Source organism: Pilimelia anulata (assembly GCF_014647895.1).
Lineage (GTDB): Bacteria > Actinomycetota > Actinomycetes > Mycobacteriales > Micromonosporaceae > Pilimelia > Pilimelia anulata.
In genome coordinates this window covers 506,620-519,488 of record NZ_BMQB01000002.1, presented here as the reverse complement: position 1 = coordinate 519,488, position 12,869 = coordinate 506,620, and the positions used below count along the sequence as shown (strand labels likewise).

The window sequence follows — 12,869 nt, the reverse complement described above, 5'->3', positions numbered from 1 at the left end:
CGGGAAAGGCATATCCACACAGGATGATCGAGGACGCACCGGCCCCGCCACCGGGCCACATCGTCATGCTCGTCGACAACGCCGTGGAGGGCGACTCCCGGGTCCAGAAGACCGCCCGCACGACCGCCGCGGCCGGCTGGCGGGTCACGCTGCTGGGCGTCTCGCCCGACGGCCCGAAGCGATGGTCCTGCGGGGACGCCCGGGTGAGCCTGCTGCGGATCCCCCGCGCCCGGCTGCTGCGCGAGCGCGCGTACCGGCGGGGCTGGCGCACCCCGCTGGCACACCCGAGCCCGATGGCGGCGCGGCGGGCCACCGACGGCGCCGCGCTGCGGGCCGCGGACCGGGAGTTCACCGCCGCCGTCGCCGGCCACCCGCCGCCGCCGGCCGGCTGGCTGCGCGCTCGGTGGGCCGGCCTGCGCCGCCGCCAGACCGCGGCGAAGAACGCGGCGGACCAGCGGATCACCCTGCTCGACCGGCTCCGCTACCGGCTGGCCCGGCGCTGCCGCGGCGACCGCGCGTGGCGGACGCTGGAGCCGTACCTGTGGCGGTACGAGACCGCCCTCGGCCGGACCATCGACACGCTCGCACCGGACATCATCCACGCCAACGACACCCGCATGCTCGGCGTCGCCGTCCGCGCCGCGCGGCGGGCCCGGCTCGCCGGGCGCGAGGTCCGGGTGGTCTGGGACGCCCACGAGTACCTGCCCGGCATGGCCGGCGCCGGGCTCGCCGACCGCTGGCTGCCCGCGCACCTGGCCTACCAGCGCGAGTACGTCCGGCACGCCGACGCCGTCGTCACCGTCGCCGAACCGATCGCCGACCTGCTCGAACGCGACCTCGCGCTGCCCGAGCGCCCCCTCGTACTGCAGAACGTGCCGGCTCTCGATCACCCCGTCACCGACGCCGACCGGGAACGGTACGGCGACCTGCGCCGCACCTGCGGCCTGCCCGCCGACACCCCGCTACTCGTGTACAGCGGTAGCCCCGCCCCGCAGCGCGGGCTGGACACGTTCGTCGAGGCGCTGCCGCTGCTGCCCGGGGTGCACCTCGCGCTGGTGATCGGCAAGCCGGCCGCGCCGTACCCGCGGGAGCTGGTCGCCCGGGCGGCCGCGCTGGGCGTCGGCGACCGGCTGCACCTCACGCCGTACGTGCCGCACTGGTACCTCGTCGAGTACGTCCGCACCGCCTCGGTCGGGCTCATCGGCAACGTCCACTGGCCGAACCACGAGCTATCGCTCAACACCAAGTTCTTCGAGTACTCGCACGCCCACCTCCCGCTGGTTACCAGCGACGTGCGCACGATCGCCACGATGGTCGCGCGCACCGGGCAGGGCGAGGTGTTCGCCGCCGAGGACACCGAGGACTTCGCCCGCGCCGTCCGCACCGTGCTCGCCGACCCGGACCGGTACCGACGCGCCCTCGCCGCGCCCGGCCTGCTCGACCGGTGGACGTGGGCCGAGGAGGTCCGCGGCCTGCACGCGCTGTACACCCGCCTCGGCGGACCCGCCGCACCCGCGGCGGGGTCCGCGGTCCGCGCTCCCGCCCAGCCGGGCGCACCCGCCGCGCCGGCCGCGCTCGCCGGCACCGACCCGTCCCCGACCCGCTGAGGAAGCCCGTGACCGCCACGCCCGAACCCGCCGCTGCCCGCGGGCGGATCGTCATGCTCGTCCACAAGGACATCACCAACGACTCCCGGGTCCAGAAGATCGCGATGTCCGCCGCCGACGCCGGCTGGGAGGTGCACCTGATCGGCCGGGCGTCCCGGTCGCGCACCGAGCAGCTCGGCGGGGCCCGGGTGCAGATCCTGCGCAACACCGGCGCGTACGGCGCGCCCCGGCAGGCGTACCACCGTTCCTGGCTGCGCTACCCGCTGGCCTACCCGCCGAACGGGGTCGAGGAGTACCGCAAGGAGTGGATTGCCGGCTGGGCGGCCAGCCTGGCCGAGCGCCGGGTCGACGCCGGCCTCGCCGGCCGCGAGCCGTCGACCCGGCTGCGCGGCGAGCAGTTCGCCCACCGGGTCAGCCGGCGCTGGGTCCGGCTGCGCAGCGAACTGCTGGCCAAGGCCCGCGCGCCGCGCCGGCACGCCGGCCCGCTGGACCGCGGGTACGCCGTGGTCACCCGCGCTGTGCAGGGACGGCGGAGCTGGCGGCAGCTCGACCCCACGCTGTGGAACTACGAGCTGTCGTACGGCCCGGTCATCGACCGGTTGCAGCCCGACCTCATCCACGCCCACGACTTCCGGATGCTCGGCGTCGGCGCCCGGGCGGCGCTGCGCGCCCGGCTCAAGGGTCGCGACGTCAAGCTCGTCTGGGACGCGCACGAGTTCCTGCCCGGCATCCGCCCCTGGGTGGACAACGTCCGCTGGAAGCGGGCCAACATGGACCACGAACGCGAGTACGGCGGCTACGCCGACGCCGTCGTCACGGTCTCGGACACGCTCGCCGAGATGCTCCAGCGCGAGCATGACCTCCCCCAACGGCCCACGGTGATCCTCAACGCCCCGGCGACGGCCGACGCGGCGGACACCCCCGGCCTGCGCACGCTGTGCGGCCTCGACCCGGCAACCCCGCTCGTCGTGTACAGCGGCGGCGCCGCCGAGCAGCGCGGCCTGCGCACCATGGTCGAGGCGATGCCGCACCTGCCGGACGTGCACACCGCGTTCGTGGTGAACGTGCCCACGAGCGCGTACGTCACCGAGTTGCGCGAGCTGGCCGACCGGCTCGGGGTGGCCGACCGGCTGCACGTGCACCCGTTCGTCCGGCACGACGAGGTGGTGCGGTTCCTGGGCAGCGCCGACGTCGGCGTGATCCCGCTGCATCACTACCCGAACCACGAGATCGCGCTGATCACGAAGTTCTTCGAGTACTCGCAGGCCCGGCTGCCGATCGTGGTCAGCGACGTTCGGACGATGGCCGAGCAGGTCCGCTCGTCCGGGCAGGGCGAGGTGTTCCGGGCCCGGGACACCGCCGACTACGCGCGGGCGGTCCGGGCGGTGCTCGACGACCCGGCGCGGTACCGGGCGGCGTACGACTCGGACCTGTTGTCCCACTGGACCTGGGAGGCGCAGGCCAAGCTGCTGGACGCGCTGTACTCGCGGCTACTGGAGCGCCCGGCGTAGCGTCGGGGTCGGTCATGGCGGCGCGTCCCGGGTACGGGGCGCGCCGCTGCCGTTTCCGCACCGCCCGTCCACATCGGTTCCGGCGGTTCGCGGCGCGCCCACGGTGGGGGTGGCGCCGGCCGGCGGGGGCGGACGGCGGGACTGCCCGGCGGGGCCGGCGCGGGATAGGGTGGTCCGATGAGTGCGCGCCTGGCGCTGTTCCCGCTGGCGACGGTGCTCTTCCCCGGGCTCGTGCTGCCCCTGTCGGTCACCGAGGACCGGTACCGGGCGCTGGCCCGCGACCTGATCGCCCTGCCGCCGGCCGCGCCCCGGCAGTTCGGGGTCGTCGCCATCCACCGCGGCAACGCCCTGCTGAACCCGCCGCTGCGCGGCGGCGGCCGCGCGGTCACGCTGCACGGCATCGGCTGCGCGGCCGTGGTCCGCTCGATCACCGCGCACCCGGACGGCCGGTACGACATCGTCTCCGTCGGCCGCCGCCGGTTCGAGGTCACCGGGATGGACACCGCCGCCGCGCCGTACCTCACCGCGGAGGTGCGCTGGCTGCCCGAGCACACGGACGCCGCCGCGGCGGCGCTGGCGCCGGGGGTGCTGACCGAGCTGCGGCGGTACCTGGGGCTGCTGCGCGGGCCGGCGGCGGCGGCCGAGCAGTTGCCGACCGATCCGCTGGTGGTGTCGTACCTGGTGGGGGCCGCGGTGACGCTGGGCATCGACGACCGGCAGTTGCTGCTGGCGGCGCCGGACACGGCGGCGCGGCTGCGGACGGGGCGGCAGTTGCTGCGGCGGGAGTGTGCGCTGCTGCGCCGGGTCCGGGCGGTGCCGACACCGCTGGACCAGTGGTCCACCCGGCCCCTGCCGAACTGACCCCACGGCCATCCGGCCGCCCTGCTTGCGCGCGGCGCGGGAAGGGGCGGGTGCCCCGGCAGGGGGATCAAGCCTGCGAGCGAGGGTCGGCTACGGCCGGGTGGGGTCGCTGTCGGGGGGTGGCGGCGGGGTGGCGGTCGGGGGTGGGGCCGGTGTGTCGGCGGGCGGGGCCTGCGGGTGGTTGTCCGGGGCGAGGGGCGCGCCGGCCCACGGATGGGTCGGCGGAGGGGCGGGGGTGGCCCACGGCTCGGCCGGCGGCCGGGTGGCCGCGGCGTGGGCCAGGGTCAGGGCGGCCGACTGCTCGGCCTCCTCGTGCGGGCGCAGGCCCGGGTAGCGGGACCAGCCGGCCAGCAGGGTGTACACCACCGCGGCGCCGAGCGCGGGGGCCAGCACGTCGCCGCGGACCACCGGGAGCAGGCCGCCGAGGCGGGTGATCTCGCTGGCGCGCAGGTCCGCCGGCTTCTCCAGCAGGGTGCCGGCGGCCGCGGTGTCGATGAGGTCGCGGTACGCGGCCAGGCCGAGCTGCCGGCCGACCCACCAGCCGATCAGGCCGGCGGCGACGGCGCCGAGGACGACGGCGGCGAGTTGGATCGCGCCCCGGTACCGGCGCAGCCACGCCCACACGACCACCGCGGCCAGCACGCCGAACGCGACGCCGAGCAGCGCGAACCAGCCGTCGGCGGCGACGAACTGCTCCGGCTGCGGCGAGGTGAGGATCGGGCCGTCCTCGGTCATCCGCAGCGGGACGTCCGGGGCGAGCGCCCGCCACAGCAGCCCGAGCGGGGCGCCGAGGACGGCGAGCACGGCCAGCACCGCGGCGGCGCGCCAGAGCTGCGGGCCGAGGTCGCGCGGCCGCCGCCCGAACGGTGACGGGTCGAACGGCCCGCCGCCGTACCCGGCCGCGGGCCAGCCGCCGTCGGCCGTCCCGACGTGCGGCCCGCCCGGCTCGGCGGCCGGCCGCTCCGGCTCGCTCGATCCGGCGGCGGGTGGCGCCGGTGGATCGGCGGGGGCGGCGAACGGCCGGTGGTGGTCGGGCGGGTCGGTGGGGTTCGGGGGTGGGGTGGTCATCCGGTCACCGCGCTCGGGCCGAGCAGCGCCTTCAGGTCCGCCTTCAGCGCCGTCGTCGGCGCCACCCGGTGCGGGTTCAGCCGGAGCAGCCGGTGCCGGGAGCCGTTGACGAGCTTGACGTGCACCTCGGCGCGGCCGGGGTGGCTGACCAGCACCTCGCGGAGCCGGTCCACCACCGGCGGCGTGCAGCGGGGGGTGGGCAGCGTCAGGACCAGCGGCCGGACCTCGTCGATCGCGGTGATGTCGGGGATGGACAGGTCCATCGCCATCAGCCGGGGCTGGTCGTCGCGGCGGTCGACCCGGCCCTTGACGACGACGATGGCGTCCTCGGCGACGTACTGGCCGATCAGCTCGTAGGTGTTCGGGAAGAACAGGACCTCGACCGCCCCGCCGAGGTCCTCCAGGGTGGCCGACGCCCAGGCCCGGCCCTGCTTGGTGATCCGCCGCTGGACCCCGGACAGGATGCCGGCCAGCGTGATCACCTGGCCGTCGGCGACATTGCCCTCCTCGCCGAGCCCGGCGATCGGCAGGTCGGCGGCGGCGTTGAGGACGTGCTCGACGCCGAGCAGCGGGTGGTCCGAGACGTACAGGCCGAGCATCTCCCGCTCGAAGGCGAGCAGGTCGGCCTTGTCCCACTCGTCGGTGGGGATGGTCGGGGTGACGGTCATCGGGCCGGGGGCGCCGGCGCCGTCGGCTGCGGCGAACGCGTCGCCGAACAGGTCATACTGGCCGACCGCCTCGTTCTTCTTCAGGTCCATGAACGACTCGACGGCGTCGGCGTGGATGGCCAGCAGGCCGCGCCGCGGGTGCTCCATCGAGTCGAAGGCGCCGGCCTTGATCAGCGATTCGATCGACTTCTTGTTGCACGCCACCGCGTCGATCTTGCGCAGGTAGTCGTAGAAGTCGGTGTAGGCGCCCTTGTCCTTGCGGCAGCGGCGGACGGACTCGACGACGTTGGTGCCGACGTTGCGGACCGCGGCCAGCCCGAACCGGATGTCGGTGCCGACGGCGGTGAACCGGGCGGCCGACTCGTTGACGTCCGGCGGCAGGACCTTGATGCCCATCCGGCGGCACTCGGCCAGGTAGATCGCGGACTTGTCCTTGTCGTCGCCGACCGAGGTGAGCAGCGCGGCCATGTACTCGGCGGGGTGGTTGGCCTTGAGGTACGCCGTCCAGTACGAGACCAGCCCGTACGCCGCGGAGTGGGCCTTGTTGAACGCGTAGTCGGAGAACGGGACCAGGATGTCCCACAGCGTCCGGATCGCGTCCTCGGAGAAGCCGTTGGCCTTCATGCCGCCGGAGAACGGCACGTACTCCTTGTCGAGGATCTCCTTCTTCTTCTTGCCCATGGCCCGGCGGAGCAGGTCCGCGGCGCCGAGGGAGTAGCCGGCGAGCTTCTGCGCGATCGCCATGACCTGCTCCTGGTACACGATCAACCCGAAGGTGTCGCCCAGGACGTCCTCCAGCGCCTCGGCCAGCTCCGGGTGGATCGGCACCACCGGCTTGCGCTTGTTCTTGCGGTCGGCGTAGTCGTTGTGCGCGTTCGCGCCCATCGGACCCGGCCGGTACAGGGCGCCGACGGCGGAGATGTCCTCGAAGTTGTCCGGCGCCATCGAGCGCAGCAGCGCCCGCATCGGCCCGCCGTCGAACTGGAACACGCCCAGGGTGTCGCCGCGGGACAGCAGCTCGTAGGTGGGCTTGTCGTCCAGCGGCAGGGTCTCCAGGACCAGGTCGATGCCCTTGTTGTCGCGGATGCCGTCCAGGCAGTCGTCCATGATCGTGAGGTTGCGCAGGCCGAGGAAGTCCATCTTCAGCAGGCCGATGGACTCGCACGCACCCATGTCCCACTGGGTGATGATCGCGCCGTCCTGCTCGCGCTTCTGGATCGGCAGGACGTCGATCAGCGGGTCCCGGGACAGGATCACGCCGGCCGCGTGCACGCCCCACTGCCGCTTCAGGCCCTCCAGGCCCTTCGCCGTGTCGACGATCTTGGCGACCTCGGCGTCGGACTCGTAGAGCTGGCGGAACTCGGCCGCCTCCGGGTACCGCTTGTGCGCCGGATCGAAGATGCCGGTCAGCGGGATGTCCTTGCCCATCACCGCCGGCGGCATCGCCTTGGTGATCCGGTCGCCCATCGCGAACGGGTAGCCGAGCACCCGGGAGGCGTCCTTGATCGCGGCCTTCGCCTTGATCGTGCCGTACGTGATGATCTGCGCCACCCGGGCGTCGCCGTACTTCTCGGTGGCGTACCGGATCATGTCGCCGCGCCGGCGCTCGTCGAAGTCCATGTCGATGTCCGGCATGGAGATCCGGTCGGGGTTGAGGAACCGCTCGAACAGCAGGCCGTGCTGCATCGGGTCCAGCTCGGTGATGCCCAGCGCGTACGCGATCAGCGCGCCCGCGGCCGAGCCGCGGCCCGGGCCGACCCGGATGCCCTCCCGCTTGGCGTACGCGACGAGGTCGGCGGTGACCAGGAAGTAGCCGGGGAAGCCCATCGTGATGATGACGTCCAGCTCGTACTCGGCCTGGGTCATCCGGTCGTCCGGCACCCCGCCGGGGAAGCGGTGCGCCAGGCCGCGCAGGACGTCGCGGCGCAGCACCGACTCCTCGGTCTCGCCGGGCGGCACCGGGAACTGCGGCATCAGGTTGCGGGACGCGAACACCGACGCGTAGTCGCCGATCTTGTCGGCGATCTCCAGGGTGTTGTCGCAGGCGCCGGGGACCTCGGCGTCCCACAGCGCCCGCATCTCCTCGGCGGACTTGAGGTAGAAGTCGCGGGCGTCGAACCGGAACCGCTTCGGGTCGGCCATCGTCGAGCCGGACTGGACGCACAGCAGCACCTCGTGCGCGTCGGCGTCGTCGGCGTACGTGTAGTGCAGGTCGTTGGTGGCCACCGGCTTGAGGTTGAGCTTGCGGCCCAGCCGGATGAGGTCGGCCCGGACCCGGGTCTCGATGTCGAGGCCGTGGTCCATCAGCTCGAGGTAGAAGTTGTCCCGGCCGAAGATGTCGGCGAACTCCCCCGCCGACTCGCACGCCTTCTCGAAGTTGCCGATCCGCAGCCAGGTCTGGATCTCGCCGGACGGGCAGCCGGTGGTGGCGATGAGCCCCTTGCCGTACGCGTGCAGCAGCTCCCGGTCGGCCCGCGGCTTGAAGTAGTAGCCCTCGATGCTGGCCCGCGACTGCATGCGGAACAGGTTGTGCAGGCCGTCGGCGTCCGCGGCCAGCATCGTCATGTGGGTGTACGCGCCGCCGCCGGAGACGTCGTTCTCGCCGCCCTCGGCCCAGCGGACCCTGGTCCGGTCCTGCCGGGGGGAGTTCGGCGTGACGTAGCTCTCCACCCCGATGATCGGCTTCACCCCGGCGCGGACCGCCTGCTGGTAGAAGTCGTACGCGCCGAACATGTTGCCGTGGTCACTCATCGCGAGCGCCGGCATGCCCAGCCGGTCGGCCTCGGCGAACAGGTCGCCGAGGCGGGCCGCGCCGTCGAGCATCGAGTACTCGGTGTGCACGTGCAGGTGGACGAACGGGTCCGTCATGCGGCGGCTCCTCTTCCCCGGCTTGCTCCCCCGACACCCTAAACCCCGCCCCCGACACAGCGGCTCGGGCGCCGTCCCCCGGCCGGGGCGCGTCGCGCCGGCGCCGCCGCCGGGATGGCGGCGACCCCGCCCGGGCCGGACGACCGCCGTCCGGGCCGGATCGGGGGGCCGCCCGGGTCAGAATGAGCCGAGCGGACCGGCCCGGGCGGCCGGGGCCCGGCCCGCGGGCGGCCCGGGTCGGGGCGGGTCGAGGGGGCGGGATGAGCGCGGCGCGGACGATGGCGCACCGACTGGGGCGGATGGCCGGGCGGGACCCGCACGAGCCGGGCCGCACCGCCACGCCGCTGGAGCTGCTGTACGACCTCACGTTCGTGGTGGCCTTCGGCCTGGCCGCCGACAAGCTGGCGCACGCGGTGGCGGAGGCGCACGTCGTGGCGGGGCTGGTCGGCTTCGCGTTCGCCACGTTCGCGATCTGCTGGGCGTGGATCAACTTCTCCTGGTTCTCCAGCGCCTTCGACAACGACGACTGGGGCTTCCGGCTGGCCACGATGGCCCAGATGGTCGGCGTCGTGGTGATGGCGCTGGGCCTGCCGCAGATGTTCGACTCGATCGGCGGCGAGGACCACCTGGACCTGCGGACCATGGTCCTCGGGTACGTGATCATGCGGGTCTCGATGCTCACGCTCTGGCTGCGCGCCGGGCGGCACGACCCGGCCCACCGCCGGGCCTGCCGCACCTACGCGGCCGCGCTGTCCGTGGCCCAGGTCGGCTGGGTGGTGCTCGCGCTGGTCCGGCTGCGGCCGGTGCCGGCGCTGCTGCTCGCGCTCGGCCTGTTCCTGCTGGAGCTGGCCGGGCCGGTGCTGGCCGAGCGGTACCGCGGCGGCACGCCCTGGCACGCCCACCACATCGCCGAGCGGTACGGCCTGCTCGCGATCATCACGCTCGGTGAGGGCGTGATCGGCACGGTGGCGACGCTCAGCGCGGTCGTCGAGACGTACGGGTGGAGCGGCGACGCGCTGGCCGTCGTCGTCGCCGGGATCGGGCTGACCTTCGGCATGTGGTGGACGTACTACCTGCTGCCGTCGGCGCCGGCCCTGCACGCGCACCGGCAGCGGGCGTTCGTGTGGGGGTACGGTCACATGATCATTTTCGGCGCGATCGCCGCGACCGGTGGCGGGATGCACGTGGCGGCCTACGGGATCAGCGGCGAGTCGCACCTCGGGCCGGGCGGGACGGCGCTGGCGATCGCGCTGCCGGTCGGGGTGTTCGCGGTGGCGATCCACGGGCTGCACGCGTACCTGGTCCGGACGGCCGGGGCCGGGCACGTGCTGCTGCTCGCCGGGACGGCGGCGGTGCTGGTCGGGGCGGTGCTGCTGGCCGTGGCGCACGTGCCGCTGGCGATCTGCCTGGTGGTGCTGATGCTGGCGCCGATGGTGCCGGTGGTGGGGTCCGAGCTGCTCGGCCGGCGCGACCCCGCGCCGGCGCGGGACCGGCTCGCCGGCGCCGACGACTGACCGCGGAGCGAAACCCTACGTCCCCGCTGGACGGTTGACGGTCGCGCAATGTCCACCGAGGATGGACAGGGTGCAGCGATCAACGCCCCGGACGATGAATCCCGCGCCGTTCAGCGCGGTTGCCGAGGCGCGCCGCGACCTGGGCGCCCGGCTGCGGCAGGTCCGCCGCTCCGCCGGCCTGACCGGCCGTACGCTCGCCGCCCTGTGCGGCATCCACTACACCCGGCTGTCCCGGTTGGAGCACGGGCACCAGGTGCCGACCGAGCAGAACATCCGCGACTGGTGCCAGCACTGCAGCACGCCGGCGCTCGCCCCCGAGCTGATCGCGGCGCTGCGCGCGGTGGACGGCCAGTACCTCGACTGGCAGACCAGGGTCAAGGGCGGCATGAAGGGGGCCGGCGGGCCGGGGGCGCGGACGCTGTACCAGCGGACCACGACGTTCCGCATCCACGAGCCGCTGATCGTCCCCGGCATCCTGCAGATCGACGCGTACATGCGCGGGGCGCTGGCGTTCCTGCACGAGTTCCACGGCGGCGGGTACGACCTCGACGAGGCGATGGAGCTGCGCCGGCAGCGGGCGGCGCAGGCGCTGCGGCCGAGCAAGCGGATCGCCGTGGTGCTGTTCGAGGAGGCGCTGCGGGCCCGGTACTGCGGGCCGGAGGACCACGAGCGCCAGCTCGTCCACCTGCTCGCGGTGATGGACCTGCCGCACGTCACGCTGGGCGTGGTGCCGACGGCGGTGCAGCGGTACGGGGTGTCGGCGGCGGCGTTCTGGATGTTCGACAACCAGCAGGTGCACCTGGGCATCCCGTCCAGCGAGATCCGGGTGACCCGGCCGCAGGAGATCGAGCTGTACGACCGGCTGTTCGCCGCGCTCCAGGAGCGGGCCGTGCACGCCGGCGAGGCCCGGGCGCTGATCGCCCGGGCCATCTGCGACACGCAGCGGCAGGCCGAGGCGGCCGGCCGGCCGGCGGGGGCCACGCCGCGCCCGGCCCGCGGGCTCACCGCCCGAACGGCGCCATGATCCCCGCGGCGGCCCGCAGCCAGGCGCGGCGGGTGGCCGGCTGCAGGGCGTGGTGGTCGATGGACGAGCCGGCCTCCAGCGCCGGGTCGTAGGGGACGGTCACGACCGCCCGGGTGCGCGAGGCGAAGTGCCGCTCCAGGTCGTCGGCCAGCGGCGAGCGCTGTGGCGTCGTACCGGAGATCAGCGTCACCGCCCGGTCGGCGAGGGCGCCGAGGCCGCTCTCGTGCAGGACGTCCAGCATCCAGTCGGCGGCGAACGCCGCGTCCTCGCGCGCCACGGTGGTGACGACGAGCTGGTCGCAGCCGCGCAGGACGGTTTGCCAGTTGGCGCTCTGCACGTTGTTACCGGTGTCGACGCAGACGACGTCGTGGGTGCGGCGCAGCAGGTCGAGGACGCGCTGGACGGTGACCGCGTCGAGCTGCTGGGCGAACCGCGGGTTCTCCTCGCCGGCGAGGATGTCGTACGAGGCGTCGGGGGCGTGCCGCAGGTAGTCGTCCAGCTCGGCGCGCAGGGCGGCGTCCGGGGCGCGCTCGATCGTGCCGAGCGCGGCGACCAGGTGCCGGACGGTCCGGGCGTGCCGGGCGCTGCCGGCGCGCAGGCCGAGGGTGCCGCGCAGCTCGTTGTCGTCCCAGGCGACCACGCCGCGGCCGCGGGCGGCGCCGATGGTGGCGGCGGCCAGGACGGTCGCGGTGGTCTTGTGCACCCCGCCCTTGGGGTTGGCGAACGCGACGACGCGCGGGCCGCCGAAGTCGCGGCGGAGCAGGACGGCGGGGTCGTCGGGGGCGGCGGGGGTGGTGGCGCGGAAGGAGAACTCGCCGCCGTACTCGGCCAGCGGGCCGGCCCCCCACTGCGCGGGCGGCTCGCCGGCGGGACCGCGCGGCGGCTCGCGGCGGGGGTCGCCGTGCCGGTCGGGGCGGGGCTCGGCGCGCGGGCGGGCGGGAGCGGGCGGGCTCAGCCGGACGGTGGGCTCCTCCGGCACCGCGCCCGGCCGGTCGGGGTGGTGGCGCGGATCGGGCGGCGGGTCGGGGTGGGGCCCGCGGCCCGGCGGCGGGCCGGGGTGGCGGGGCACGGCGGGGATGACCTGGGTGGCCCGCTCGTCCGGCCAGCCGCCGGCGGCGCCGGGCGGGCGCTGGTGCGGCAGGTCGCGGCCGGGCTCCGGCGGGCGGTGTCCGGCGGGCGGCGGGCCGGGGGCCGGCGGCTCGCCGGTGCCGTACGTCGCGGGGCGCCCGGCCGGCGGCCGGTCGGGGTACCGCGGCCGCTCGGGCCGGGCCGGCGGGACCGGCCGCCGCGGATCGGCCGGCTGCTCGACCCGCCGCACGTCGGCCCGGGGGGCGTCGGAGCGGTGGCCGTCGACCCGGTGGACATCGGGGCGGTGGGCGTCGGGGCGGTGGGCGTCGGGGCGGTGGGCGTCGGGGCGGTGGGCGTCGGGGCGGTGGGCGTCGGGGCGGTGGGCGTCGGGGCGGTGGGCGTCGGGGCGGTGGGCGTCGGGGCGGTGGGCGTCGGCGTGCTCGTCCAACCAGGACAAATCGTCGCCGGGGTCCGGCGTGGGGTCCTCGGCGCGGCTGCCGCCGCGGGCGCGGTCGAGCAGCGCCCGCCAGCGCGGCCCCGGGTGCTCCCCGCGCTCCCGATCGACCTCGGCGCCCTCCACAGCTTGCCTCCCAGCACCGCTCGTCTCGCCATCGAGGCTACGGACTTTTCCGACCTCCGGACATGGACTGTGCGTGCGGCGCGCGCAGTCCGTTGGGCGG

Annotated in this window: 8 protein-coding genes; 5 read left to right on the top strand and 3 right to left on the bottom strand. The window is 75.0% G+C overall.

Annotation, left to right across the window (positions count from 1 at the left end; genetic code table 11):
• Positions 1–23 precede the first annotated feature (23 nt).
• The 3 genes from IEY94_RS07080 (at position 24) to IEY94_RS07070 (ending at position 3,979) form a co-directional block, all read left to right on the top strand.
• A complete protein-coding gene (locus IEY94_RS07080; RefSeq protein ID WP_229783388.1) occupies positions 24–1,607 on the top strand; it encodes a glycosyltransferase family 4 protein in 1,584 nt (527 codons plus the stop codon).
• An 8-nt stretch (positions 1,608–1,615) separates the two neighbouring features.
• Complete coding sequence (locus tag IEY94_RS07075; RefSeq protein WP_229783387.1) at positions 1,616–3,118, top strand: glycosyltransferase family 4 protein; 1,503 nt, start codon at positions 1,616–1,618, stop codon at positions 3,116–3,118.
• 177 nt (positions 3,119–3,295) lie between these two features.
• Positions 3,296–3,979, top strand: coding sequence for an LON peptidase substrate-binding domain-containing protein (locus tag IEY94_RS07070; protein WP_189169217.1), 684 nt, complete (start codon positions 3,296–3,298; stop codon positions 3,977–3,979).
• Between the two features lie 90 nt (positions 3,980–4,069).
• Here the strand turns inward: IEY94_RS07070 and IEY94_RS07065 are convergent, their stop codons facing one another.
• Together IEY94_RS07065 and dnaE are read right to left on the bottom strand one after the other, a co-directional pair.
• Positions 4,070–5,047 (bottom strand): DUF2567 domain-containing protein, encoded by a 978-nt coding sequence (locus tag IEY94_RS07065; protein WP_189169216.1) that lies wholly within the window; start codon positions 5,045–5,047, stop codon positions 4,070–4,072.
• Positions 5,044–8,583, bottom strand: a complete 3,540-nt coding sequence (gene dnaE, locus IEY94_RS07060) for a DNA polymerase III subunit alpha (protein WP_189169215.1) — start codon at positions 8,581–8,583, stop codon at positions 5,044–5,046. The genes IEY94_RS07065 and dnaE overlap by 4 nt, the downstream gene beginning before the upstream one ends.
• Before the next feature lie 260 nt (positions 8,584–8,843).
• Here dnaE and IEY94_RS07055 point away from each other — a divergent pair, with 260 nt between their 5' ends.
• Positions 8,844–10,097, top strand: coding sequence for a low temperature requirement protein A (locus tag IEY94_RS07055; RefSeq protein WP_189169214.1), 1,254 nt, complete (start codon positions 8,844–8,846; stop codon positions 10,095–10,097).
• A gap of 70 nt (positions 10,098–10,167) precedes the next feature.
• Positions 10,168–11,121, top strand: a complete 954-nt coding sequence (locus IEY94_RS07050) for a helix-turn-helix domain-containing protein (protein WP_189169213.1) — start codon at positions 10,168–10,170, stop codon at positions 11,119–11,121.
• Here the strand turns inward: IEY94_RS07050 and IEY94_RS07045 are convergent.
• Entirely contained in the window at positions 11,099–12,769 is a 1,671-nt protein-coding gene (locus IEY94_RS07045) for a MinD/ParA family ATP-binding protein (protein WP_189169212.1), read from the bottom strand. The two genes, IEY94_RS07050 and IEY94_RS07045, sit on opposite strands and share 23 nt — an antisense overlap.
• Positions 12,770–12,869: the final 100 nt, after the last annotated feature.